At 71.4% G+C, this 24,963-nt stretch carries 22 protein-coding genes; 11 read left to right on the top strand and 11 right to left on the bottom strand.

Annotated features, from left to right (window positions below):
- Nucleotides 1-34: 34 nt before the first annotated feature.
- Together ACF1G2_RS23555 and ACF1G2_RS23550 are read left to right on the top strand one after the other, a co-directional pair.
- Nucleotides 35-2,389 carry a SpoIIE family protein phosphatase gene (locus ACF1G2_RS23555; protein ID WP_391800121.1) on the top strand — a complete coding sequence of 785 codons (2,355 nt, stop codon included), beginning with the start codon at nt 35-37 and terminating at the stop codon, nt 2,387-2,389.
- 348 nt (nt 2,390-2,737) lie between these two features.
- On the top strand, nt 2,738-3,556 hold the full coding sequence (locus tag ACF1G2_RS23550; RefSeq protein ID WP_391800120.1) for an MBL fold metallo-hydrolase: 819 nt from the start codon (nt 2,738-2,740) through the stop codon (nt 3,554-3,556).
- Between the two features lie 56 nt (nt 3,557-3,612).
- Here ACF1G2_RS23550 and ACF1G2_RS23545 read toward each other — a convergent pair whose 3' ends face one another.
- The 3 genes from ACF1G2_RS23545 to ACF1G2_RS23535 form a co-directional block, all read right to left on the bottom strand.
- Complete coding sequence (locus ACF1G2_RS23545; protein WP_391800119.1) at nt 3,613-4,683, bottom strand: AI-2E family transporter; 1,071 nt, start codon at nt 4,681-4,683, stop codon at nt 3,613-3,615.
- A 183-nt stretch (nt 4,684-4,866) separates the two neighbouring features.
- Nucleotides 4,867-5,829 carry a pirin family protein gene (locus ACF1G2_RS23540; protein WP_391800118.1) on the bottom strand — a complete coding sequence of 321 codons (963 nt, stop codon included), beginning with the start codon at nt 5,827-5,829 and terminating at the stop codon, nt 4,867-4,869.
- A gap of 114 nt (nt 5,830-5,943) precedes the next feature.
- The gene (locus ACF1G2_RS23535) at nt 5,944-6,447 is read right to left on the bottom strand and encodes an SseB family protein (protein WP_391800117.1); all 504 of its coding nucleotides are present in this window, start codon (nt 6,445-6,447) and stop codon (nt 5,944-5,946) included.
- A gap of 180 nt (nt 6,448-6,627) precedes the next feature.
- Here ACF1G2_RS23535 and ACF1G2_RS23530 point away from each other — a divergent pair, with 180 nt between their 5' ends.
- The 4 genes from ACF1G2_RS23530 to ACF1G2_RS23515 all read left to right on the top strand — a co-directional run bounded on the left by ACF1G2_RS23530 (nt 6,628) and on the right by ACF1G2_RS23515 (nt 10,537).
- Nucleotides 6,628-8,457, top strand: a complete 1,830-nt coding sequence (locus ACF1G2_RS23530; RefSeq protein WP_391800116.1) for an acyl-CoA dehydrogenase — start codon at nt 6,628-6,630, stop codon at nt 8,455-8,457.
- Nucleotides 8,458-8,565: 108 nt separating this feature from the next.
- A complete protein-coding gene (locus ACF1G2_RS23525) occupies nt 8,566-9,855 on the top strand; it encodes a M18 family aminopeptidase (protein ID WP_391800115.1) in 1,290 nt (429 codons plus the stop codon).
- A gap of 54 nt (nt 9,856-9,909) precedes the next feature.
- Nucleotides 9,910-10,134: a DUF6458 family protein gene (locus tag ACF1G2_RS23520; RefSeq protein ID WP_391800114.1), complete on the top strand. Its 225-nt coding sequence runs from the start codon at nt 9,910-9,912 to the stop codon at nt 10,132-10,134.
- Nucleotides 10,135-10,192: 58 nt separating this feature from the next.
- Complete coding sequence (locus tag ACF1G2_RS23515; protein ID WP_391800113.1) at nt 10,193-10,537, top strand: hypothetical protein; 345 nt, start codon at nt 10,193-10,195, stop codon at nt 10,535-10,537.
- On the opposite strand, the gene ACF1G2_RS23510 is transcribed toward ACF1G2_RS23515, so the two are convergent.
- Entirely contained in the window at nt 10,534-12,348 is a 1,815-nt protein-coding gene (locus ACF1G2_RS23510) for an NHL domain-containing thioredoxin family protein (protein ID WP_391800112.1), read from the bottom strand. The genes ACF1G2_RS23515 and ACF1G2_RS23510 overlap by 4 nt on opposite strands.
- Before the next feature lie 185 nt (nt 12,349-12,533).
- On the opposite strand from ACF1G2_RS23510, the gene ACF1G2_RS23505 reads away from it, so the two are divergent.
- On the top strand, nt 12,534-13,019 hold the full coding sequence (locus ACF1G2_RS23505; protein WP_391800111.1) for an LURP-one-related/scramblase family protein: 486 nt from the start codon (nt 12,534-12,536) through the stop codon (nt 13,017-13,019).
- An 85-nt stretch (nt 13,020-13,104) separates the two neighbouring features.
- On the opposite strand, the gene ACF1G2_RS23500 is transcribed toward ACF1G2_RS23505, so the two are convergent.
- Complete coding sequence (locus ACF1G2_RS23500; protein WP_391800110.1) at nt 13,105-13,878, bottom strand: carbon-nitrogen family hydrolase; 774 nt, start codon at nt 13,876-13,878, stop codon at nt 13,105-13,107.
- Nucleotides 13,879-14,057: 179 nt separating this feature from the next.
- Between ACF1G2_RS23500 and ACF1G2_RS23495 the strand changes: the two genes are divergently transcribed.
- The gene (locus tag ACF1G2_RS23495) at nt 14,058-14,882 is read left to right on the top strand and encodes a maleylpyruvate isomerase family mycothiol-dependent enzyme (protein WP_383224201.1); all 825 of its coding nucleotides are present in this window, start codon (nt 14,058-14,060) and stop codon (nt 14,880-14,882) included.
- Nucleotides 14,883-14,894: 12 nt separating this feature from the next.
- On the opposite strand, the gene ACF1G2_RS23490 is transcribed toward ACF1G2_RS23495, so the two are convergent.
- The 5 genes from ACF1G2_RS23490 to pdhA all read right to left on the bottom strand — a co-directional run bounded on the left by ACF1G2_RS23490 (nt 14,895) and on the right by pdhA (nt 20,656).
- Nucleotides 14,895-16,208 carry a nitrate/nitrite transporter gene (locus ACF1G2_RS23490; RefSeq protein ID WP_391800109.1) on the bottom strand — a complete coding sequence of 438 codons (1,314 nt, stop codon included), beginning with the start codon at nt 16,206-16,208 and terminating at the stop codon, nt 14,895-14,897.
- On the bottom strand, nt 16,205-16,846 hold the full coding sequence (locus tag ACF1G2_RS23485; RefSeq protein ID WP_391800108.1) for a GntR family transcriptional regulator: 642 nt from the start codon (nt 16,844-16,846) through the stop codon (nt 16,205-16,207). Before ACF1G2_RS23485 ends, ACF1G2_RS23490 begins: the two co-directional genes overlap by 4 nt.
- 207 nt (nt 16,847-17,053) lie before the next feature.
- On the bottom strand, nt 17,054-18,475 hold the full coding sequence (locus ACF1G2_RS23480) for a dihydrolipoamide acetyltransferase family protein (protein ID WP_391800227.1): 1,422 nt from the start codon (nt 18,473-18,475) through the stop codon (nt 17,054-17,056).
- 31 nt (nt 18,476-18,506) lie between these two features.
- The gene (locus tag ACF1G2_RS23475; protein ID WP_383170639.1) at nt 18,507-19,487 is read right to left on the bottom strand and encodes an alpha-ketoacid dehydrogenase subunit beta; all 981 of its coding nucleotides are present in this window, start codon (nt 19,485-19,487) and stop codon (nt 18,507-18,509) included.
- Nucleotides 19,488-19,489: 2 nt separating this feature from the next.
- The gene (gene pdhA, locus ACF1G2_RS23470) at nt 19,490-20,656 is read right to left on the bottom strand and encodes a pyruvate dehydrogenase (acetyl-transferring) E1 component subunit alpha (RefSeq protein ID WP_391800107.1); all 1,167 of its coding nucleotides are present in this window, start codon (nt 20,654-20,656) and stop codon (nt 19,490-19,492) included.
- A 339-nt stretch (nt 20,657-20,995) separates the two neighbouring features.
- Between pdhA and ACF1G2_RS23465 the strand changes: the two genes are divergently transcribed.
- The 3 genes from ACF1G2_RS23465 to ACF1G2_RS23455 all read left to right on the top strand — a co-directional run bounded on the left by ACF1G2_RS23465 (nt 20,996) and on the right by ACF1G2_RS23455 (nt 23,227).
- Nucleotides 20,996-21,655 (top strand): response regulator, encoded by a 660-nt coding sequence (locus ACF1G2_RS23465; RefSeq protein WP_391800106.1) that lies wholly within the window; start codon nt 20,996-20,998, stop codon nt 21,653-21,655.
- A gap of 123 nt (nt 21,656-21,778) precedes the next feature.
- Nucleotides 21,779-22,195: a pyridoxamine 5'-phosphate oxidase family protein gene (locus ACF1G2_RS23460; RefSeq protein ID WP_391800105.1), complete on the top strand. Its 417-nt coding sequence runs from the start codon at nt 21,779-21,781 to the stop codon at nt 22,193-22,195.
- 15 nt (nt 22,196-22,210) lie between these two features.
- Entirely contained in the window at nt 22,211-23,227 is a 1,017-nt protein-coding gene (locus tag ACF1G2_RS23455; RefSeq protein WP_391800104.1) for a phosphotransferase, read from the top strand.
- 73 nt (nt 23,228-23,300) lie between these two features.
- Here the strand turns inward: ACF1G2_RS23455 and ACF1G2_RS23450 are convergent, their stop codons facing one another.
- Nucleotides 23,301-24,890 (bottom strand): protein kinase, encoded by a 1,590-nt coding sequence (locus ACF1G2_RS23450; protein WP_391800103.1) that lies wholly within the window; start codon nt 24,888-24,890, stop codon nt 23,301-23,303.
- Between the last annotated feature and the right edge of the window lie 73 nt (nt 24,891-24,963).

Here is a 24,963-nt window from a genome sequence, read left to right as displayed (position 1 = left end):
GCGACCTGCTGGCCGATATTCATAAAGTAGGGCAATGCGCACCGAGGACGTCCTGGCCGCGATCGCGACCGGCCTGTGGCGCTGGGACAACGCTTCCGGGACCGTCACCCTCGACGCCGAGGCCGCCCGGCTCCTCGGCCTGCCCGCCGAACCGGTCGAACTCACGGAAGCGGCCGTACGCTCCCGGTTTCATCCCATCGACTGGAACGAGATCGACGGGGTCGTGAACCTCGCCGTCGCCGAAGGGACGCTCGCCGAGGCCCGGCTGCGGATCATGGACGGCGACGGACGGGTGATCCGTACGGTACGGAGCCGGTCCAAGCCGCTCGTCGACGGTGACGAGTACGAACTCGTCGGCACCCTCCAGGAGGTCGCCGAACCGCAGCCGGGCACCGCCGCCCGTACGCCCGTCACCGGCGACTGGCGCCGCTCGCGCGAGGCCTTCCTGCTCGACGCGGGACGGGCGCTCGCCGAAGCCCGGTCGACCGCCGAGGTGCTGCGGGTCGCCGCCTCCCTCTCCATGCCGGGCTTCTCGCCGGACGGACTCGCCGTCTTCGGGGTCGCCGGCGAACGGCTGACGATCATCGGCCACCACGGGCACAACGCGGGCGACGAGGGCCCCTTCACCTCGATGTCGGTGGACACCGACTACCCGGCGGCCGAGGTCGTACGGAACGGGCGGGCGATCTACCTGCCGACACCGGAGGAGTACCTGCGCCGCTTCCCGGTGACCTGGCCGCTGGCGCAGCGGTTCGGCCGGCAGTCCTGGGCGTACCTCCCGCTGATCGTCGCGGGGCGCACGATGGGCGCCTGGATGGCCGCCTTCAAGCATCCCGTCGCCTTCACGCCCGACGAGCGCTCCGTCCTCACCACGGTCGCCCGGATGCTCGCCCAGGCCCTCGCCCGCGCCGGGGTCGCCGAGTCCGAGCGCGAGCTGTCGCTCGGCCTGCAGCGCACGATGATGCCCGTCCTCGGCCCCGGCATCCCGGGGCTGCACGTCGCCGCGCGGTACGTACCGACCGGCGGCGGACTCCAGGTCGGCGGCGACTGGTACGACATGATCCAGCTGCCGGGCGGCCGGATCGCCCTCGTCATCGGCGACGTCCAGGGCCACGACGTGCGCGCGGCCGGACTGATGGGACAGCTCCGGATCGCCCTGCGCGCGTACGCCTCCGAGGGCCACCCGCCCGACGCCGTCCTCTCCCGCGCCTCGCGCTTCCTGTACGGGATCACCGACGGGGCCGACGAAGGGGATGCCGCCCAGGCGACGGTGGACGGAGCCGTCCGCGGGGGCACCCCCGGAGGGCACCCGAACGGTGGCCCACGGGGCGGACGCCTCGCGCCGCACGACGGGACAGCGCCGGGCGGACGCCGCGCGCCGCACCACGGGACAGCGCCGGGCAGAGGTGGCGCGCCGCACCGGGGCAGCGCGCGGTACGGGGGTGTCGCCCCGGACGGGGTCTCCCCGGACGGGGACGGGCGGTCACCGAACGGGGTCTCTCCGAACGGGCGAGCCCAGGACGTGGGTCCGCGCTTCGCGACCTGCCTCTACCTGGAGATCGACCCGGTCACCGGTGTCGTGGACATCGCCCGCGCCGGGCACCCCGACCCGGCGGTCCGGATGACCGACGGAACGGTGCTGCTGCGTCCCACGGCCGGCGGCCTGCCCCTCGGCATCGTCCCGGACACCGACTACCCGACGACCCGGTTCACCCTGGAGCCCGGCGAGACCCTGATGATGTGCACCGACGGGCTCCTGGAGACCGGCGGCCACGACCTCGACAGCGGCTGGGAGCGGATCCGCGCACTCCTCGAAGGGCACGCCGAGGACTCCCTGGAGGACCTCGCCGACAGCCTGGTCGAGGCCGTCCACGGGCCCGGCTCGCACCACACCACGGGACCGCTCGCCGACCGGCGCGAGGACGACATCGCCGTCCTGCTCGTCTCCCGCCAGGGCGCGGCCGTCCGCGAGGCGCCGCGCCGCACCATGATGACCATCGCGCAGGCGGAGCCGGAGCGGATCGCCGCCGCCCGCCGGCACGTGCGGCAGCTGCTCCACGACTGGACGGACGAGGAGCAGCTCGACTCGGCGGTCCTCATGGTCTCCGAGATGGTCACCAACGTCCTCATCCACACGGACGGCGACGCGCTCCTCGTCGCCGCTGTGACCTGCACGGGGGAGGCCCGCCGGCTGCGCGTGGAGGTCTCCGACGGCAGCGACGAGCTGCCGCACAAGCGGCATCCGGGGGAGATGGCGTCGTCGGGCCGCGGCCTGGTCCTGATGGAGATGCTGGCGGACGCGTGGGGCGTGGACCCGCGGGGCGAGGGCAAGTCCATCTGGTTCGAACTGAACGAGCCCCCGTCGAAACGAGGCGACGGCTCCGGGTAGCCCGCGGCCAGACCCCGGTCGTACACCCGGGGGGCACGGCCCCGGGGGTACGACCGGGGCCTGCCCCCCGGGGAGGGCGGGCCCCGGCCTTACCCCCGCGGCCGGACCCCGCGCCGTACCCCCCGGCCCGGGCACGGCCGTACCCCCGCGGCCCGGGCACGGCCGTACCCCCCCGGCCAGACCCCGGCCGTACCCCCCCGGCCCGGGCACGGCCGTACCCCCGCGGCCGGACCCCGGCCGTACCCCCCGGCCCGGGCACGGCCGTACCCCGCGCCGCGCGCCCCGCAGCGTCGCGGAGGAGACTGGTGTCGTACGCCCGCCGTCACCGGGGGGACCACGGAGCACCCCATGGACACCCACAAGGTCGGAAGCGACACCACCGTTCTCGCCGACAGCCTCGAAGTGCCGGGCATCGGCCACCTCCCCGTCAGCGCCTACGTCGTCACCGCCACGGAACCGGTCGTCGTCGACACCGGTGTCTCGATATCCGACCGGGACTTCGTCAACGCGCTCGGCTCGGTCGTGGAACCCGCGGACGTCCGCTGGATCTGGCTCACGCACCCCGACCGCGACCACACGGGCGGCATCTTCGACCTGCTCGTGGCCGCGCCCCGGGCGAAGGTCGTGACCACGTTCATCGGCGCGGGGATCATGTCGACCGAACGGCCGCTGCCGATGGACCGCGTGTACTTCCTGAACCCCGGCCAGTCGCTCGATGTCGGCGACCGCATGCTGCGCGCGTTCAAGCCACCGCTGTGGGACAACCCCGCCACGGTCGGCTTCTACGACGAGAAGACCCGGATCTGCTTCAGCTCCGACTGCTTCGGCGGGCCGATGCCCACCGCCGAGCTCGCCGAGAGCGGGCACGCCAACGACCTCAAGCCCGAGGAGCTTCGGCAGGCACAGCTGCTGTGGGCCTCCGTGGACAGCCCGTGGGTGCACATGGTGGATCCGGCGAAGTACGGGGCGACGATCCGGCCGCTGCGGGAGATGAACCCGGAGATCGTGCTCTCCACCCATCTGCCGCCCGCCGTACGGATGACCGGCAGGATGCTGGAGACGATCACGATGGCCACGGACGTGGAGCCGTTCGTGGGCCCGGACCAGGCCGCGCTGGAGCAGATGCTGGCGACCTTCGAGCCGGGCGGCATGCCGGCCGCGACCTGAGCCCCCGGGTTACGGGTGCCTCGCCCTGAGTCCCTCAGGTGCCTGGGCCGAGTCCCTCAGGCGCGGGGGACGGCATCGTCCCCGGGCCCGTACCGCCCGCGCAGCTCGCCGATCACGCCGAACGCCGCCGCCGTCAACGGTACGGCGAGCAGCATGCCCAGGATTCCGGCGACGGACGCGCCTGCCGTGATGGCGAGCATGACGAGGGCCGGGTGCATCTGCACGGTCCTGCTCTGGATCACGGGCTGGAGGACGTTTCCCTCGATGACCTGCACGGCCAGGACGACGCCCAGGACCCAGAGCGCGATCACGAAACCCCGGTCGGCGAGGGCGACGAGGACGGCGACGGCCCCGGAGAGGAAGGCGCCGAGGTACGGGATGTAGGCGGTGACGAAGACCAGCGCGCCGAGTCCGACGGCGCCGGGCACCCTCAGGATCAGCAGCCCGATGGTGATCAGGACCGCGTCGACGAGGGCGACGACGGTCGTCCCGCGCATGAAGCCCTCGACGGCCTCGAAGGCGCGGCGGCCCATGGCCTCCATCGTGTCGCCGGTCGAGCGGGGTGCGAGGGAGCGCAGGGCGCCGGCGGCCTTGTCGGAGTCCCGGAGGAAGAAGAAGATCAACAGCAGGGCGAGGACGGCCATCGCGGCCACCTGTCCGACGACGCTCAGCCCCGAGATCACTCCGGACGCGGCGGTCCCGCCGAACTTCTCCAGGAGCGCCTTCGCGTTCTTGGCGAGGTCGTCGATCGAGGTCCCCGCCGCACCCAGATGGTCGGCGATGTCGACGGCGGCCTGCCGCAGCGAGGCGACGATCTGGTCGCCGGTCTCGATGAGCGCGACGACCACGATGTAGGTGGCGCCGCCGACGAAGGCGAGGACGGCGAGGACGGTGAGCCCGGCGGCCAGCGACTTCTGCACCCTCATCTTCACCAGGCGCCGGTACAGCGGCCCGAGGAGCGCGGTGCCGAGGATGGCGAGCAGGACGGGCGTGACGGCCGTCTGGAAGACGACGCAGAGCCAGATCCCCACGGCGGCGACCCCCGCGACGAGCAGCAGGACGACGCACCAGGCGGCGACCCGCCGCGCGGCGTCGGGGAGGAGGGGGCGGGGGCTCGGCGTCTGCACCCGTCCACCGGACCACGGCGCCCGGCATGGCGTCCTGCGCTACGGTCCGGACGAGTGACGCACCGTCAGAGCGGGTCGGGAGCAGCAGCGCGCCCGCACCCACACCCACACCCACACACGCGTACGGGGCCGAGCGCGTCGCACCCGACCCCGTACCGGCGAGCCTGCCCGCCCGTACCGCCGTTACTCGCCCATCCCGTGGACCGCCGGGATCGTGCCGAGCCGGCCCGCCTGGAAGTCCTCGAAGGCCTGGCGGAGTTCGGCCTGGGTGTTCATGACGAACGGGCCGTAGTGCGCCATCGGTTCACGGATCGGCCGGCCGCCGAGGACGACGACCTCCAGGTCGGGCGTGTGCCCGTCCTGCTTCTCGTCGGCCCGGACGGTGAGTGCGTCGCCCTTGCCGAAGACCGCCGTCTGGCCCGTGTGGACCGGCCTGCGCTCCGCACCGACGGAGCCGCTGCCCGCGAGGACGTAGACGAGCCCGTTGAAGTCCTCGCGCCACGGCAGGGTCACCTCGGCGCCCGGCCGGATCGTCGCGTGGATCATCGAGATCGGGGTGTGGGTGATGCCCGGTCCGGCGTGGCCGTCGAGCTCGCCCGCGATGACGCGGATCAGCGCGCCGCCGTCGGGGGAGGTGAGCAGCTGCACCTGGCCGCCGCGGATGTCCTGGTAGCGCGGGGCCATCATCTTGTCGGACGCGGGCAGGTTCACCCACAGCTGGAGGCCGTGGAAGAGCCCGCCGCTGACGACGAGGGACTCCGGCGGGGCCTCGATGTGGAGCAGCCCGGAGCCGGCGGTCATCCACTGGGTGTCGCCGTTGGTGATGGTGCCGCCACCGCCGTTGGAGTCCTGGTGGTCGAAGGTGCCGTCGATGATGTACGTGACGGTCTCGAAGCCGCGGTGGGGGTGCCACGGGGTGCCCTTGGGCTCTCCGGGGGCGTACTCCACCTCCCCCATCTGGTCCATCATGATGAACGGGTCGAGGTACTGGTAGTTGATCCCGGCGAACGCGCGGCGCACCGGGAAGCCCTCGCCCTCGAATCCGGACGGAGCCGTGGTCACGGCGAGCACGGGGCGGGAGACGGCGTCGGCCGGGGCGGCGACGCGCGGCAGGGTGAGCGGGTTCTCGACAGTCACAGCGGGCATGGCGGGACCTCCTTGTGCGACCAGTTTAGTTGAACAATGAACTTCCTGCCACCCGGAACGCGGAACGCCCGGGAGGAATTCCTCCCGGGCGTTCTCCCACGTGTCCAGCCTGCGTCAGCCGTACATCCGCCGCATCGCGAAGTCGACCATCTGCTCGACGGCCTTCGCGTCGAAGACCATCCGGTGGTCACCCTCCATGTCGAGGACGAAGCCGTACCCGGTCGGGAGGAGGTCGATCACCTCGGCGCCGGTGATCACGAAGTACTTCGACTCCTTGCCCGCGTATCGCCGCAGCTCCTTGAGCGACGTGAACATCGGGATGACCGGCTGCTGGGTGTTGTGCAGGGCCAGGAAGCCGGGGTTGTCGCCGCGGGGGCAGTAGACCTTCGAGGTCGCGAAGATCTGCTGGAAGTCCTCGGCCGCGAGCGACCCGGTCGTGAAGGCCCGCACGGCGTCGGCGAGAGAGGGCGGCGAGGGCTCGGGGTACAGCGGCGGCTGCTGACCGTACGGGGCGCCCTGCATGCCCGGCATCCCGCCCGCCATTCCGCCCGCCATCGGCTGCTGCGGCGGCGGGGCGTACTGCTGCTGGGCACCCGGGTTCTGCTCGTAGCCGTACATGGTCCCGAGCCTAGTGGTTCCCGGTGAGTACACGGTCCGCCCCGAGCGATTGTCGTCACAGATGACCGGATAGGGGTTGCTTCTTATTACCGGCGGGTAGCATCATCGGAGAGAGCATTGCGCTACTCGCTGGTACGTGTACGAGGAACCTGCCTCCCCGATCCTTACGGAGCCGTCGCCATGGGGCACTACAAGTCGAATCTCCGCGACATCGAGTTCAACCTCTTCGAGGTGCTCGGTCGCGACAAGGTGTACGGCACCGGTCCGTTCGAGGAGATGGACGTCGAGACCGCCAAGAGCGTCCTGGAGGAGCTGACCCGCCTCTCCGAGAACGAGCTCGCGGAGTCCTTCGCCGACGCCGACCGCAACCCGCCGGTCTTCGACCCCGAGACGAACACCGCCCCGGTCCCGGCCAGCTTCAAGAAGTCCTACAAGGCCTTCATGGACTCCGAGTACTGGCGCCTGGGCCTGCCCGAGGAGATCGGCGGCACCACCTCCCCGCGCTCCCTGATCTGGGCCTACGCGGAGCTGGTCCTCGGCGCGAACCCGGCCGTGTGGATGTACTCCTCCGGCCCGGCCTTCGCCGGCATCCTCTTCAACGAGGGCAACGAGGCGCAGAAGAAGGTCGCGCAGATCGCGGTCGAGCGCCAGTGGGGCTCCACGATGGTCCTGACCGAGCCCGACGCCGGTTCGGACGTCGGCGCCGGCCGCACCAAGGCGGTCCAGCAGGAGGACGGCTCCTGGCACATCGAGGGCGTGAAGCGCTTCATCACCTCCGGTGAGCACGACATGGAGGAGAACATCCTCCACTACGTCCTCGCCCGCCCCGAGGGTGCCGGCCCCGGCACCAAGGGCCTCTCCCTCTTCCTCGTGCCGAAGTACCACTTCGACTGGGAGACCGGCGAGCTGGGCGAGCGCAACGGCGTCTACGCCACGAACGTCGAGCACAAGATGGGCCTCAAGGCCTCCAACACGTGCGAGATGACCTTCGGCGACCAGCACCCCGCCAAGGGCTGGCTGATCGGCGACAAGCACGACGGCATCCGCCAGATGTTCCTCATCATCGAGTTCGCCCGCATGATGGTCGGCACGAAGGCGATCTCCACCCTCTCCACGGGCTACCTCAACGCCCTGGAGTACGCCAAGGAGCGCGTCCAGGGCACCGACCTGGCGAACTTCATGGACAAGGCCGCGCCCAAGGTCACCATCACGCACCACCCCGACGTCCGCCGCTCGCTGATGACGCAGAAGGCGTACGCGGAGGGCATGCGCTCCCTCGTCCTCTACACGGCCACCGTGCAGGACGAGATCCAGCTCAAGGAGGCCGCGGGCGAGGACGCGAAGGCGCTCATCGGCCTGAACGACCTGCTGCTGCCGATCGTGAAGGGCTACGGCTCCGAGAAGGGCTACGAGCAGCTCGCGCAGTCGCTCCAGACCTTCGGCGGCTCCGGCTTCCTGCAGGAGTACCCGATCGAGCAGTACATCCGGGACGCCAAGATCGACACCCTCTACGAGGGCACCACGGCCATCCAGGGCCAGGACTTCTTCTTCCGCAAGATCGTCCGCGACCAGGGCGCGTCCCTGAACGCGCTGGCCGAGGAGATCAAGAAGTTCCTCGCGGTCGGCACCGGCGGCGAGGAGCTGGCCGGCGCCCGCGACGCACTCGCCAAGGCGGCCGTGGACCTGGAGGGCATCGTCGGCACGATGCTCACCGACCTCACCGCGACCGGCGAAGACGTCAAGAACATCTACAAGGTCGGCCTCAACACCACCCGCCTGCTGATGGCCTCCGGCGACGTGGTCGTCGGCTACCTGCTGCTGAAGGGTGCGGCCGTCGCCGCCGAGAAGCTGGCCGCCGGCGCCTCCGCCAAGGACCAGGCCTTCTACGCCGGCAAGATCGCGGCCGCGAAGTTCTTCGCCGCCAACGTCCTGCCGGGCGTCGGCGCCGAGCGCGCGCTGGCCGAGGCCGTCGACGGCTCGCTGATGGACCTGGACGAGGCCGCGTTCTAGCAACGCATCTCGTTCATCGAGGAACGGCTCGCTCCCGGGGAGGGGAGCGGGCCGTTCCGTCTTTCGGGGTCCCGGCGCCGCATTCCGGGGCGTGCGTAAGGTGAACCCATGACGAGCACCGCCCGCTTCGACCGCGGCCACACCGACGACCTCATGACCTTCCTGGCGGCCTCCCCGTCGCCGTACCACGCCGTGGCGAACGCCGCCGAGCGGCTTGAGAAGGCCGGCTTCCGACAGGTCGAGGAGACCGCCGCCTGGGACGGGACGACCGGCGGGAAGTACGTGATCCGCGGCGGCGCGCTCATCGCCTGGTTCGTACCGGAGGGCGCCACCGCCCACACCCCGTACCGGATCGTCGGCGCGCACACCGACTCCCCCAACCTGCGCGTCAAGCCGCAGCCCGACATGGGCGCGCGGGGCTGGCGCCAGGTCGCCGTCGAGATCTACGGCGGGACGCTGCTCAACACCTGGCTCGACCGCGACCTCGGCCTCGCGGGCCGTCTGACCCTGCGGGACGGCAGCCACCACCTGGTCAACGTGGACCGCGCGGTGCTGCGCGTCCCGCAGCTCGCGATCCACCTCGACCGGCAGGCCAACGAGGGCCTCAAGCTCGAACGGCAGCGCCACATGCAGCCGATCTGGGGCCTCGGCGAGGTGCACGAGGGCGACCTGATCCGCTTCGTGGCCCAGGAGGCGGGCGTCGACGCGGAGGACGTCGCCGGCTGGGACCTGATGGTCCACGCGATCGAGGCCCCCTCCTACCTCGGCCGCGACCGCGAACTCCTCGCCGGGCCGCGCATGGACAACCTGATCTCCGTCCACGCCGGCGTGGCGGCGCTCGCCGCCGTCGCGGGCCGCGCCGACCTCCCGTACATCCCCGTCCTCGCCGCCTTCGACCACGAGGAGAACGGCTCCGAGGCCGACACCGGCGCGCAGGGCCCGCTCCTCGGCAACGTCCTGGAGCGCTCGGTCTACGCCCGCGGCGGCGCCTACGAGGACCGCGCCCGCGCCTTCGCGGGATCGATCTGCCTCTCCTCCGACGTCGGCCACGCGGTCCACCCCAACTACGCGGAGCGCCACGACCCGACGCACCACCCGCGCCCCAACGGCGGCCCGATCCTGAAGGTGAACGTCAACCAGCGGTACGCCACCGACGGAAGCGGGCGGGCGGTGTTCGCCGCGGCCTGCGAGAAGGCGGGCGTGCCGTGGCAGACCTTCGTCTCCAACAACGACATGCCCTGCGGCACGACCATCGGACCGATCACGGCGGCCCGTCACGGCATCAGCACGGTCGACATCGGCGTGGCCTGCCTGTCGATGCACAGCGCCCGCGAGCTGTGCGGCTCGGAGGACCCCTACCTCCTGGCGAACGCGCTCGTCGCGTTCCTGGAGGGGTAGCGCGCGGATACCCGGGTACCCGATCCCAACTACCCCACTAGGGAGGCGGGATTCATGGGCCTGGGAGGCTGCATCATTCTCATAGCCGTGGGCGCGATCCTCACGTTCGCCACGGACTGGGAGCTCGACGGCGTCAACCTCGACCTGGTGGGACTGATCATGATGGCGGTCGGTCTCATCGGTGTCGCGACCTTCACCAGCATCGCGCGGCGCCGGCGGGTCGTCGTCCCCCCGGCCGCCCCCACGGTCGTGGAGGAACGGCGCGACCAGGGCTTCTGAGCGGATCCGGGAGCGACGAAACATCCGGGAAAGGCGGCCTCCGGCACCGTCGGATCTCATGGATCGTCATGAGGGCCCGCCCCCGGGGAAGTTCGTCGCCTGCCTCATCACGGCCGTGCTCGTCGGCACGGCCGTGGCGGGCTACGGCATCGCGCGGTACAACGAACGCCCGCCCTGGGGCACCGACATCGCCTACGAGGGCGGATATCTGCAGGCCGTCCGGATCCGGAAGGCGGACCCGACCGGGGAGCGCAGCCGGGCCATGCTGTCGGGCGAATGCGCGCAGATGGAACGCATGGGCATGGGCGGCGGCCGGGCCGTGCACGACCCGGCCGCCTGGGTCACCGGCTGCCTGGACGGCGCGGCCGGCCGGCCGTCGCAGAACCAGGGGCTGGTGCGCTAGTCGGTGGCGTCCATGCCCGCCAGGATGAGCGGGAGGCGGGCGGCGCCCTCGGGCGTCACCTTCACCGGGACGCCCCAGTCCTGCTGGTGCACATGGCAGGCCGGGTACTCGTTGGCCGGATCGTCGTCGCAGGACGCGGCCATCGCTGAGACGTGCAGGACGCCCTCGGTGACCTCCGGGTCGAGGTCGAGCTCCCGGAACAGGTCCGTGCCCGTGCCCGAGCCGCCGAGCAGCAGCTCCGGCGGGGTCGAGGAGACCAGGAGCCGGGTGGAGGGGCCGTAGCGCTCGTCGAGCTTCTGGCCCGTCGGCGCCTGGAAGACCACGTCGAGCCGGAGCCGGCCCGGCGCGACCTCGGTGGCCTCGCGCTGCGTGCGGTGGGCGACCGCCTCGACCTGGACCGCCTCCTCGGGCAGCCGCAGCCGGGTCAGCCGGTGCCGGGCCGACTCGACGACCACGATCTCGTCGCCGACGAGCACGGCGTCGCTCGGTTCGCGCAGGTCGGTCGCCAGCGTCGTCACCTCGCCGGACGCCGGGTCGAAGCGGCGCAGGGCGTGGTTGTACGTGTCGGAGACCGCGACCGAGCCGTCGGGCAGGGCGGTCACGCCGAGCGGGTGCTGGAGCAGCGCCTGGCCGGCGTCGCCGTCGCGGTGGCCGAAGTCGAAGAGTCCGGTGCCGACGGCCGTGTGGACGACGCTCTCGGTGTCGATCCAGCGCAGGGCGCTCGTCTCGGAGTCGGCGATCCACAGCCGGTCCTCGGTGGCGGCGAGCCCGGAGGGCTGCGCGAACCAGGCCTCGGCGGCCGGCCCGTCGACGAGCCCCTCGTTCGTCGTACCGGCCGCGACCGCGACGGTCCGCGTCTCCGGGTCGTACGTCCACAGCTGGTGGACACCGGCCATCGCGATCCAGACCTTGCCCTGCCACCAGGCCACGTCCCACGGCGAGGAGAGGTCCACGTCGAGGGCCGGGCCGGAGGTCGGCGAGCCCTGCCACCACTGCGTGCCGGTGCCAGCGATCCGCTCGATCACGCCGGTGGCGGGGTCGTACATGCGCAGCGCGTGGTGCACGGTGTCGGCGACGACGACCTTGCCGTCGGGGAGCACGGTGAGCCCCTGCGGCTCACGGAACTCCCCGTCCCCGATGCGCCGCACCACGGTCTCGCCGTCCGGCTCCAGCTCGACGAGCTGGTGGCGGGTGGTGTCGGAGACGAGGAAGTTGCCGGTGGGGAGGAGGACGGCCTTGCCGGGGAAGCGCAGGTCGGTCGCGACCGGCTCCGGCGGGACGTACGGTCCGTCCCCGCGCCGCAGCGTGCCCTTGGCCTCGTGCTCGGCCTCCAGCTCCTCGACGAGCGTCCGGATCGCGTTCGCGTGCCCCTCACCCGCGTGCTGGGCGACGACGTACCCCTCGGGGTCGATGACGACGAGCGTCGGCCAGGCGCGTACGGCGTACTGCTTCCAGGTCGCGAGCTCGGGGTCGTCGAGGACGGGGTGGTGCACCTCGTACCGCTCGACGGCGTCGACGACGGCCTGGTGCTCGGCCTCGTGAACGAACTTCGGCGAGTGCACACCGACGATCACGAGCGTGTCGCGGTGCTTCTCCTCCAGGTCACGGAGCTCGTCGAGGACGTGCAGGCAGTTGATGCAGCAGAAGGTCCAGAAATCGAGGATCAATGTGCGACCTCGGAAGTCGGCGAGCTTCAGTTCCTTCCCGCCGGTGTTGATCCAGCCGCCCTTGCCGATCAGCTCGGGGGCACGGACGCGGGCACGCTTGCGGGGTGCGGGCGCGGGGGTGGGCGCCGGGGCAGCATCGTTCATCCTTCAAGCTTGCCATCCGGCTGTGAACGGCGGATGACCCGTACGTCAGGGCCCACAGACGGGCCCGGCGGCCGCGAGAAGCCCTGGGACGTGTCGGTCACTCGCTGACGCGCCGGGTCGGGATGACGGGCTGACGCCGCCGGATCGCGGAGTGAACCGCGATCCGGCGGGGAACGCGTCTCGGTATGAAATATCTCGTACGGGACAGAATCTTCGCCGTCGGTGACGACTACTGGATCGAGGACGAGCGCGGCCGCCATGCCTTCCTGGTCGACGGCAAGGCCCTGCGGCTGCGCGACACGCTGGAGCTGAAGGATCCCACCGGGCATGTCCTGGTCACGCTGCGGCAGAAGATGTTCAGCCTGCGGGACGCGATGACGATCGAGCGGGACGACCGGCCGCTCGCCACCATCCGCAGGAAGCGGCTCTCCCTGCTCCGCAACCACTACCGGGTCACGCTCGTCGAGGGCACCGAACTGGACGTCAGCGGGCGGATCCTGGAACGGGAGTTCACGGTCGAGTACGACGGTGAACTCCTCGCCCACATCTCCCGGCAGTGGTTCCACGTCCGGGACACCTATGCCGTGAACGTCGTCCGCGAGAACGCCGACGCCCCGCTGCTCATCGCGGTCGCCGTGTGCGTGATCCGGATGGCGGAACGGGAGGACTAGGGGCGCGCCTGGTGGGGTGCACCGCGCCCGTGCGCCCTCCCCGCAGAACCCAGTCCCGCAGAACCCGGTCCTACAGCAGCCGGTCCTACAGCACCCGGTCCTTCAGCGCCGGGAACTGCTCCCTCGTCGTGGTCACCCGTTCCGCGTCCAGCTCCACCCGCAGGATCTCCTCGCCCGGGCCCGCCTCGGCGAGGACCTCGCCCCACGGGTCCACGACGATCGAGTGACCGGCCTGCTCCACGCCCGCGTGGGTGCCGGCGGTGCCGCAGGCCAGCACGTACGCCTGGTTCTCCACCGCCCGCGCCTGCGCGAGCAGCGTCCAGTGGGCGCGGCGGCGGGCCGGCCAGCCGGCCGGTACGACGAAGGCCTGGGCGCCCGCGTCGACCAGGCCCCGGAACAGCTCGGGGAAGCGCAGGTCGTAGCAGGTGCCGACGCCGATCGTCAGCTCCGGCAGGTCGACCGTCACCAGTTCGTCCCCCGCCGCCATCATCACGGCCTCGCCCTTGTCGAAGCCGAAGCGGTGGATCTTCCGGTAGCAGGCGACGAGGTCCCCCGAGGGGGAGAGGACGAGCGAGGTGTTGAAGAGCGCCCCCTCCGCCGCCTCGACGATCGATCCGGCGTGCAGCCAGACGCCCGCGTCCCGGGCGGCCGCCGCCATCGCCTCGTACGTGGGGCCGCGCAGCGGTTCGGACTCCGCCGCGAAGGACTCGTACGCGAACGCTCCCATCGGCCACAGCTCCGGCAGGACGACGAGATCCGCGGCGCCGCGCTCTGCGCGCACCAGCTCCGCCACCCGCGCACGGCGCGAAACGACCGGTTCGTCCGGGTCTACTGCGATCTGGATCAGCGAGGCGCGCACACTACCACCGTCCTGGCATTCGAGCCGTCAACACGGGCCTACGATCGTCACACGAAAGCACTGCCGGGGTGCCTTCGGGCAGCGTAACTTAGCGTCCGAGCCTCCCACGCAGTCTTGTCTCCAGCCCGCCTGTCCGCTCGATCGTCAGCCCGTGCACCGCAGAACCGCCGAGGGGTCCCGTGACCGTCCATCCCAGCCTTCAGACCTACGCCGACGCCTGGACCCACTCCATCGAAGCGATATCCGAGCTGGTGCAGCCGCTCGTGGAAGGCGAGTGGAACCGCGCGACACCGTGCCCGGGCTGGTCGGTGCGCGACATCGTGTCCCATGTGATCGGCCTGGAGTGCGAGATGCTCGGCGATCCGCGCCCCATCCACTCCCTGCCCCGCGATCTGTACCACGTACGCAGTGAGTTCGCGCGCTACATGGAGATGCAGGTCGACGTGCGGCGGCACCACACGGGCCCCGAGATGACCTCGGAGCTGGAGTACATCCTGATCCGCCGCGCCCGTCAGCTGCGCAACGAGAACCGGCAGCCGGACCATCTGATCCGCGCCCCGCTGGGCGCCGAGCAGACCCTCGAAGTGGCGTACCGGATGCGGGCCTTCGACGTCTGGGTGCACGAGCAGGACCTGCGGATCGCCCTCGGGAAGCCGGGCAACCTGGACTCCCCCGGCGCGCTGGTGACCCGGGACAACCTGCTCGCCGCGCTGCCGAAGGTCGTCGCGAAGGACGCGGGCGCGCCCCCGAACTCGGCGGTCGTGGTGGACGTGCACGGCCCGGTGGAGTTCCTGCGGACGGTACGGGTCGACGCGGAGGGTCGCGGCTCGGTCGACGGGGCCCCGTCGCTGGGTCCGGCGGTGACGCTGGCGCTGGACTGGGAGACGTACGTACGGCTGGCCTGTGGCCGGGTCCGTCCGGCGGCGGTCGCCGACCGGATCAAGATCGAGGGCGACACGGACCTGGCGCAGGCCATCCTGGACAACTTCGCCGTCACTCCCTGACGGCGTCCGGGGTCACGCCGGCACGTGGACCGTCTCGACGCGGCTCGCGACGAGGCGTTCCTTCTCCCGGCGGGCCGTTCGGGACTTCAGGCGCAGGATCTGCACGACGCCCAGCGTCTCCAGGACGAACACGGACGAGAAGGCGATCCGGTAGTCGTCGCCGGTGGCGTCGAGCAGGATGCCGACCGCGAGCAGGGTCGTCATCGAGGCCGTGAAACCACCCATGTTGACGATCCCCGAGGCCGTTCCCTGACGCTCCGGCGGGTTGGCGGGGCGGGCGAAGTCGAAGCCGATCATCGAGGCGGGGCCGCAGGTCCCGAGGACCGCGCAGAGGGTGATCAGCAGCCACATCGGGGCGTGGTCGCCGGGGTACGCGAGGGTGGCGGCCCACAGCAGTGCCGTCGCCGCGACCGTGCCGAGGGCGAGCGGGGCCCTGGCCGCGTGGTGCCGGGCGATGATCTGCCCGTACGCGAGCCCCACCACCATGTTGGAGAGCACGACCAGGGTCAGCAGCTCGCCCGCGACGCCCCGGGAGAGCCCCTGGGCCTCGACGAGGAACGGCAGCCCCCACAGCAGCAGGAACACCATCGCGGGGAACTGGGTCGTGAAGTGCACCCACATGCCGAGCCGGGTGCCGGGCTCCCGCCAGGACTCTGCGATCTGCCGGCGGACGAACACGGCGCCCGCGTGCGCGGCGGGCGGCGGCTCGTGGCCCTTCGGGTGGTCCTTGAGGAAGAGCAGCAGCAGGACGAGCACGAGGACGCCGGCGAGTGAGCTGCCGACGAAGGTGGTCGTCCAGCCCATGCCGTGCAGGGCGCGGGCGATGACGATGGTGGAGACCAGGTTGCCCGCCATGCCGAAGAGCGCGGCGACCTGGCCGATGAGGGGGCCGCGCCGGGCGGGGAACCACCGGGTGCCCAGGCGCAGCACGCTGATGAAGGTCATCGCGTCGCCACAGCCGAGCAGCGCGCGGGCGGCGAGCGCCATGCCGTACGAGGGGGCGAGCGCGAAGCCGAGCTGGCCGATCGTGAAGAGCACGACGCCGATGGTCAGCACCTTCTTGGTGCCGAGCCGGTCGACCATGAGCCCGACCGGTATCTGCATCCCGGCGTAGACCAGCAGCTGGAGTATGGAGAAGGTGGAGAGGGCCGAGGCGTTGACGTCGAAGCGGTCGGCGGCGTCGAGTCCGGCGACGCCCAGGGATGTACGGAAGATGACGGCGACGAAGTAGACGGCGACGCCGACGCCCCAGACGAGGGCGGCGCGCCGGCCTCCGGGCGGGTCACCGGGGAGGGTGACGGCTGATCCGAACCCGTCGCGGCTCACCTGTCCTCACCCCGGACCAGGACCTTGACCCAGCTCAGGTGCTGACGGACGCAGCTCGCCGCGCCCTCGACGTCACCGGCCCTGATGCGCTCCAGGATCTCGGCGTGCTCGGTGATGTTCTTGGCGATCCGGTCGGGCTGGGACTGCATGACGGCGACGCCCATCCGCAGCTGACGGTCGCGCAGCTGGTCGTAGAGGCGGGCGAGGATCTGGTTGCCGGCGTACTTGACGATCTCGGCGTGGAAGCAGCGGTCGGTGACGGCGACCTCCGCGAGGTCCCCGACCTCGGCGTGCCGCTTCTGCTCCTCCAGGAGCTCTTCGAGCCGCTCGACGAGCGCGGGAGAGGCGGGAACGGCGCGGCGGACGGCGAACTCCTCGACGAGCAGCCGGGTCTCGACGACATCGGCGATCTCCTGCGCGGAGACGGCGAGGACGAGGGCTCCCTTCTTCGGGTAGAGCTTGAGCAGCCCTTCCATCTCCAGCTTCAGCAGGGCCTCGCGCACGGGGGTCCGGGACACCCCGACGGCCAGGGCGAGTTCGCCCTCGGTGAGCAGCGTGCCGCCCTCGTAACGGCGGTCGAGGACAGCCTGCTTCACGTGCATGTAGACGCGGTCGGCTGCTGGGGGTGCGGATGCCATGCGCACAGCTTAGATACAACAGGGGTGCATCAGTCGGCCCTGTCCGCGATGCGGACGGCCCCTGAGGGGAGCTGGGGGACAGACCCGGAAAACGGACCCGGCCGGGGGCGTTTGCCCCCGGCCGGGTCCGTTTCACGTGAAACAGCGCAACTCGGGCACCGGGTCAGTGCCGGGCCTGGTTCCGGGCCCGGCACCGGGCCCGCTGGTTCAGGACCAGGTCATCAGGCGCTTGGGCTGCTCCAGGATCGCCGCCACGTCCGCCAGGAACTTCGAGCCCAGCTCGCCGTCCACCAGACGGTGGTCGAACGACAGGGCCAGGGTGGTGACCTGACGCGGCTTCACCTTGCCCTTGTGGACCCACGGCTGGAGCTTGATCGCACCGACCGCGAGGATCGCGGACTCGCCGGGGTTCAGGATGGGCGTACCGGTGTCGACGCCGAAGACGCCCACGTTGGTGATGGTGAACGTGCCGCCCTGCATCGCGGCCGGGGTCGTCTTGCCCTCGCGGGCGGTGGCGACCAGCTCGCTCAGGGACGTCGACAGCTCCGGCAGGGTCTGGGCGTGCGCGTCCTTGATGTTCGGCACGATCAGACCGCGCGGGGTGGCCGCGGCGATGCCCAGGTTGACGTAGTGCTTGAGCACGATCTCCTGGTTCGCCTCGTCCCAGGCCGCGTTGATCTCCGGGTTGCGCCGGACGGCGACCAGGACGGCCTTGGCGATGAGGAGCAGGGGGTTGACCCGCAGGCCCGCCATGTCCTTGTCGGCCTTGAGCTCGTCGACCAGCTTCATCGTGCGCGTGATGTCGAAGGTGACGAACTCGGTGACGTGCGGCGCGGTGAAGGCCGAGCCGACCATCGCGGCCGCCGTGGCCTTCCGTACGCCCTTGATCGGGACACGCGTCTCACGGGCGTCCGTGGACACCGCGGCCGCGGGCGCTGCGGCGGGCGCCGCAGCCGGAGCCTGGGCGGCAGCCGCGGGCGTGGGGGCCTCGACGGCGGCCGGCGCCGGGGCGGCGGCCGCGTGGACGTCCTCGCGGGTGATGATCCCGTCCGGACCGGTCGGGACGACCGTCGTCAGGTCGACTCCGAGGTCCTTGGCCAGCTTCCGTACCGGAGGCTTCGCCAGCGGACGGGTGGCGGTCGCGGTGGCGCCGCCGTGGCCGTTGAGCTCGCCCTGGATCGCGGCGGCGGCCTGGGCGGGCGCGGCCTGCGCGGAGGCGCCCTGCGCGGGGACGCCCGCACCCTTGCGGGCACGGCGCTTGGTCGAGCTCGCGGCCACGCCGTAGCCGACCAGGACGGGCTGACGGCCCTGCGGCTCGCCCTCCTCGGCCGGCGTCCCGGCGGCGGGAGCGGGGGACGGAGCCTCCACGGGCGCCTGGGCGACCGGGGCCTCGGCCGCCGGAGCCTCCCCGCCCACGTTCACCGAGATGATCACCTGGCCGACGTCGACCGTCGTGCCCTCGGGGAAGAGCAGGTCGTGGACCGTGCCGTCGAACGGGATCGGCAGCTCGACGGCCGCCTTCGCCGTCTCGACCTCGCACACGACCTGACCGTCGGTGACCGTGTCACCGGGCTGGACGTACCACTTGAGGATCTCGGCCTCGGTGAGGCCCTCGCCCACGTCGGGCATCTTGAATTCGCGGATCGTCACGGTGCTCTCCTCAGTACGCCAGCGAGCGGTCGACGGCGTCGAGCACGCGGTCCAGACCCGGCAGGTACTCCTCCTCCAGGCGCGCCGGCGGATACGGCGCGTGGTAGCCGCCGACCCGCAGGACGGGGGCCTCCAGGTGGTAGAAGCAGCGCTCGGTGATACGGGCGGCGATCTCCGCACCGGAGCCGAAGAAGACCGGGGCCTCGTGGACCACGACCAGACGGCGGGTCTTCTCGACCGAGGCCTGGATGGTGTCGAAGTCGAGCGGGGAGATCGAGCGCAGGTCCACGACCTCGACCGACTTGCCCTCCTCGGCGGCGGCCGCGGCGGCCTCCAGGCAGGTCTTCACCATCGGGCCGTACGCGACGAGCGTGAGGTCGGTGCCCTCGCGGGCGACCCGGGCCTTGTGCAGCTCGCCGGGGATGGCCTCGGTGTCGACCTCGCCCTTGTCCCAGTAGCGGCGCTTGGGCTCGAAGAAGATCACCGGGTCGTCGCTCTGGATCGCCTGCTGGAGCATCCAGTAGGCGTCGGAGGAGTTCGCCGGGGTGACGACCTTGAGGCCCGCGACGTGCGCGAAGAGCGACTCGGGGGACTCGGAGTGGTGCTCGACGGCGCCGATGCCACCGCCGTACGGGATGCGGATGACGACCGGCATCTTGACCGTGCCGAGCGAACGGGCCCGCATCTTCGCCAGCTGGGTGACGATCTGGTCGTACGCCGGGAAGACGAAGCCGTCGAACTGGATCTCCACGACCGGCCGGTAGCCGCGCAGCGCGAGGCCGATCGCGGTGCCGACGATGCCGGACTCGGCGAGCGGGGTGTCGACGACACGGTCCTCGCCGAAGTCCTTCTGCAGACCGTCGGTGATCCGGAAGACACCGCCGAGCTTGCCGACGTCCAGGCCCATGATGACGACCTTGGGGTCGGTCTCCAGGGCCTTGCGCAGCGACTCGTTGAGCGCCTTCGCCAGGGGAAGCTTCTGAACAGCCATGGTTACTCGGCCTCTCCGCCCGTGAAGGACGCCTGGTAGGCGGCGAACTGCGCGCGCTCCTCGTCGACGAGCGCGTGCCCGTCCGCGTACACGTTGTCGAACATCGCCATGTGCTCCGGGACGGGCATGGCGCGGACGACCTCACGTACGTGCTTGCCGAGAGCCTCGCTCTCCGCCTCGAGCTCCTCGAAGAAGGCCGCGTCGGCGTGGCCCGCGTTCTCCATGTACGCCTTGAGGCGCAGGATCGGGTCCTTGGCCTCCCACGCCTCACGCTCGGCGTCACGGCGGTAGCGGGTCGGGTCGTCCGAGGTCGTGTGGGCGGCCATGCGGTAGGTGAACGCCTCGATGAGCGTCGGGCCCTCGCCGCGACGGGCACGCTCCAGGGCGGAACGGGTCACGGCGAGACAGGCGAGGACGTCGTTGCCGTCGACGCGGACGCCGGGGAAGCCGAAGCCTTGTGCGCGCTGGTAGAGCGGGACGCGGGTCTGCTTCTCGATGGGCTCGGAGATCGCCCACTGGTTGTTCTGGCAGAAGAACACGACCGGGGCGTTGTAGACCGCGGAGAAGACGAACGACTCGTTGACGTCGCCCTGGCTGGAGGCGCCGTCGCCGAAGTACGCGAGCACGGCGGAGTCCGCGCCGTCCTTGGCGATGCCCATGGCGTAGCCGGTGGCGTGCAGGGTCTGCGAGCCGAGGACGATCGTGTACAGGTGGAAGTTGTTGGTGCTGGGGTCCCACCCGCCGTTGTTCACACCGCGGAACATGCCGAGGAGGTTGGTCGGGTCGACCCCGCGGCACCAGGCGACACCGTGCTCCCGGTAGGTCGGGAAGACGTAGTCGTCGTCGCGCAGCGCGCGGCCGGAGCCGATCTGGGCGGCCTCCTGGCCGAGCAACGACGCCCACAGGCCCAGCTCGCCCTGGCGCTGCAGGGCGGTGGCCTCGGAGTCGAAGCGGCGGGTGAGGACCATGTCCCGGTAGAGGCCGCGCAGCTCGTCGGCGCTCAGGTCGATGTCGTACTCGGGGTGCTGGACGCGCTCCCCTTCGGGCGTCAGCAGCTGAACGAGCTCGGGCTCGGAAGTCTGGGACTTCTTGGCGCTCGCGCTGGCAGTGCGCTTGGTGCCGCTGCTGCGTCGCGTCGTCTTGCGCGCGGCAGTGCTCTCCACGGTCACGTGCGTGCTCCTCCGTCGGTCCGGCCCCCGGGGTTGCCGGGAAAGGCCAGTGCGGCTCGCCTGAATCCGTACTCGCGCACGGGGTGGGTGCGACTCGGCCGGGCCAGGCGTGACAGGTGCCCCGGCGAGCGCCCTGTCATAGGCACGTTACCCACTGCCGCGCATTCCTGCGAAACCCCATTTGACCTGCGATTTTGCTTGGATTTCCAAGTAAATCGAGAAAAGTGGGAACAGTAGCTGGTCAGCGCACTGGCAACGGCCTGGCAGGCCGCCGGAACACGGGGCACGTTATCCCGCGCACCCCGGGCACGGGAAGAGCCAATATGTGAGACTGAGCGGGTGCGCGAAGATGGAAAAATCCGGGTATTTCTGCTGGACGACCACGAGGTCGTGCGGCGCGGCGTCCACGAGCTGCTCTCCGTGGAGGACGACATCGAGGTGGTCGGGGAGGCCGGCACGGCCGCGGACGCCCTGGTCAGGATCCCCGCGACGCGCCCCGACGTGGCGGTGCTCGACGTGCGGCTGCCGGACGGCAGCGGTGTCGAGGTCTGTCGCGAGGTGCGTTCGCAGAACGAGGACGTCAAGTGCCTGATGCTCACCTCGTACGCCGACGACGAGGCGCTCTTCGACGCGATCATGGCCGGGGCCTCGGGTTATGTCCTCAAAGCCATCCGGGGAAACGAGCTCCTTTCCGCCGTTCGTGACGTTGCTGCCGGAAAGTCGCTGCTCGATCCGGTCGCGACCGCCCGCGTTCTGGAACGGCTACGCGACGGAAACAATCCGAAGGGTGACGAGAGGCTCGCCAATCTGACGGAGCAGGAGCGCAAGATCCTCGACCTGATCGGCGAGGGCCTGACCAACCGGGCCATCGGCGAACGGCTCCACCTCGCGGAGAAGACGATCAAGAACTACGTCTCCAGCCTGCTGTCGAAACTGGGCATGGAGCGCCGGTCCCAGGCCGCGGCGTACGTCGCCCGGCTGCAGGCCGAACGACGCTGAGGCCCCGACACGGCGCTGAGACCCCGGCACGGGGCCGAGGCCCCGATTCGGGACCTACGTCCTCGGCGAACCGGGGCAGGCGTCCCTTCCGGCACAGTGCCGGGTGGCGGGAGAGTGGAGGCCATGTCCACCGAGGAGATCCGCGCCATCGAACTGCTGGGCAGCGTCTCGTACGGACGGGTCGCGACCAGCATGCGCGCCATGCCGTTCGTCGCCCCGGCCCGGCACGTCGTGGACGAGGGCCGTGTCCTGCTCCGGATGCACCGCGGCCTCGGATACCACCGCGCGTGCGCGGGCAGCGTCGTCGCCTACGGCGCGGACAACTTCAACTCCGGCGCCGAGAACCTCTGGTCCGTGCAGTTCACCGGCACCGCGGAGGTCGTCGAACCCACCGAGGAACAGCTGGCCGCCTTCGGCCCCACCCCGCAGGTCGTGGACGGCGAGCCCTTCGACCCGGTCTACATGCGGATCGAGCCCCAGTTCGTGACCGTGCACCAGCTCGACTACACCACCGCGCGACATCTCCAGCACGTAGCGTGATCTAACATCTGGGGAGTGCCGCGCTCATCTGAAACGCTTGCTCCGCCCGTCGGCGCCCTGCTGCGCCGCTACCGCGAGGCCGGCGAGCCGCTCTCCTGCGAACCCGTCACCCAGGGGCTCCTCAACCGCGGCTACCGCCTCTGCACCACCCGCGGCGCCTACTTCCTCAAGCAGCACCTCGACGCCCCGACCGCCGACCGGGACACCATCAGCCGTCAGCACCGCGCCACACAGCGCCTGCACGCCCTCGGCCTGCCCGTCGCCCCGCCGCTCGCCGACTCCGACGGCCGCACGGTCGCCGTCATCGGCGGCCGCTGCTACGCCCTGCACCCCTGGGTCGACGGCCGCCACCGCGACGGCGCCCAGCTCTCCACCGGCGGGTGCACGCGCCTGGGCGCGCTCCTCGGGCACGTCCACACCTGTCTCGAGCAGGTCATGGAGTCCCCGCCGCCGGGCGAAGGCCACGAGAGCGCCCGCCCCGAGGACACCCTCCGGGTCATCGACGAGCTGCTCCGTCTGGCCCGCGCCCACCGGCCGCGCACCGGCTTCGACGCGCTCGCCGAGCACCGGCTGCTCGAACGCCGCGGGCTGCTCGCCGAGCACGCCCACCGCCGGCCGCCGCCCGCCACTGCGGCGGGCTGGGTGCACGGCGACTTCCATCCGCTGAACCTGCTCTACCAGGGGGCCGAGCCCGCCGCGATCGTCGACTGGGACCGCCTCGGGGTCCAGCCCCGTGCGGAGGAGGCCGTCAGGGCCGCCGCCATCTTCTTCGTACAGCCGGCGGGCGAGCTGGCCCTCGAGAAGGTGCGTGCGTACGCGCGCGCCTACCGGCGGGCGGCCGGCGCGGACGGGGCCGAGCTGGCGTCGGCGGTGCACCGGGTGTGGTGGGAGCGGCTCAACGACTTCTGGATACTGCGCTGGCGCTACCAGCTCCACGACCGAAGGGCCGACCCGCAGTTTCCCGCGGCGTCGGCCCTGGCGGTGTGGTGGACACGTCAGTACGAGGCGGTACGTGACGCCTTCGCGGGCTGACCGTCCCCGGAGGGGGCCGGCCGGCCTGGTGGTGCCGGCGGTGGTGCGGCCGGTCCCCGGTGGGGCCGGCCGGTCAGGGGTTGGTGCCCGGGCGGGTCGGCTGCCCGGTGCTGCCCTGCACGGCCGCCGGATCCGTGGGGTCGCCCGTCGGCGGGTCGGTCGGCTCGTCCGTCGGCTCGCCCGTGGAGCCGCCGTCGTCCGAACCGTCGTCCGTCGGCTTCGTCGACGGGGTGGTCGGCGGCGTCGTCTGCGGCGTGGTGGGCGGCGTGGTCGACGGGGTGTACGACGGCGTCCAGGGCTGCTGGTTGCCGCCCGTCGACGTGTCGGGCTCCTGGCTCTCCTCGCTCGGCGGCGGGCTCTCCTGGCTCGGCTCCTCCGACGGCGCCGACGAGGAGTCGGTGACCACCGGCGTCGTGGGCTTGTCGTTGCCCTTGTCGCCGGCCTTGTCCAGGGCGTACGCGACACCCGCGACGATCGCGATCAGCGCGAACGCCACGAAGAGCATCGCCTTGGCGCGGCCGCCCTTGCCGCTCTTCCCGCCGTGGTGCGAGCCGTAGCCGTCCTGGCCGTAGCCGCCGCGCCCGCCGTCGTATCCGCCGTCCTCCGGGTTCATCGGCGGCAGGATCGGGCCCTGCGAGGTCTCGTGGTGCATCGGGTGGCCCATCGCGGCCGTCGCCGCGACACCGCCGACCGGCGTGTGCGCGCCCTCGTGCACCTCCACCGGACCGGTGTTCCACGTACCGGTGTGGCCGCCCGCCTGCTGGAGCATCTGCAGGCCGTACTGGATCAGCCCACGCATCTCCTCGGCGCTCTGGAACCGGTCGTCCGGATCCTTCGCCAGCGAGCGCATCACCAGTCCGTCCAGCTCCGGCGGCGCGTCCTGGGCGACGTCGGACGGCGGGACCGGGATGTCCTGGACGTGCTGGTAGACCACCGAGAGCGGGGTCTCGCCGGTGAACGGAGGCCGCAGCGCGAGGAGTTCGTAGAGCAGACAGCCGGTGGCGTACAGGTCCGAGCGGTGGTCCACGGCCTTGCCGAGAGCCTGTTCGGGGGAGAGGTACTGCGGCGTGCCCATGACCATGCCGGTCTGGGTCATCGTCGACTGCGCGCCGTGCAGGGCGCGCGCGATGCCGAAGTCCATCACCTTCACCGCGCCGGCGTGCGTGATGATGACGTTCGCGGGCTTGATGTCGCGGTGAACGATGCCGTGCTGGTGCGAGTACGCGAGCGCCTCCAGCACACCGGAGACGATGATCAGGGCCTGCTCGGGACCGGGCGCCTCGGCGCTGATCAGCAGGTCACGAATGGTGCGGCCCTCGACCAGCTCCATGACGATGTACGGCACGGACTGGGTGCCGACGACATCCTCGCCGGAGTCGTACACCGCCACGATCGCGTGGTGGTTGAGGCCGGCGACCGACTGGGCCTCGCGTGTGAAGCGGGCCTTGGAGACCGGGTCCTCGGCGAGGTCGGACCGGAGCAGCTTCACCGCGACCGTGCGTCCCAGGCGGACGTCCTCGGCCGCGAACACCTCGGCCATGCCGCCGCGCCCGAGGCGGTGGGTCAGGCGGTACCGGCCGTCGCCGACCACTCCGCCGATGCCCCAGGACTCGGCGGCAGCGCCCGACAGGCCGCCGCCGCCTGCTTCGGATTCGGGTGCCATCAGTCCTCGCCGTCATGTGTCCGTCGTGTGGTGCCGTACCGCCGTCACGCTACAGGCTTCGTCCGACACCACG

Origin of the sequence: Streptomyces sp. NPDC013457 (genome assembly GCF_043089925.1) — a bacterium.
Classification (GTDB): Bacteria; Actinomycetota; Actinomycetes; order Streptomycetales; family Streptomycetaceae; genus Streptomyces.
Note: the sequence above shows the minus strand (reverse complement) of the source record. Positions and strands in the feature narration are given on the sequence as shown.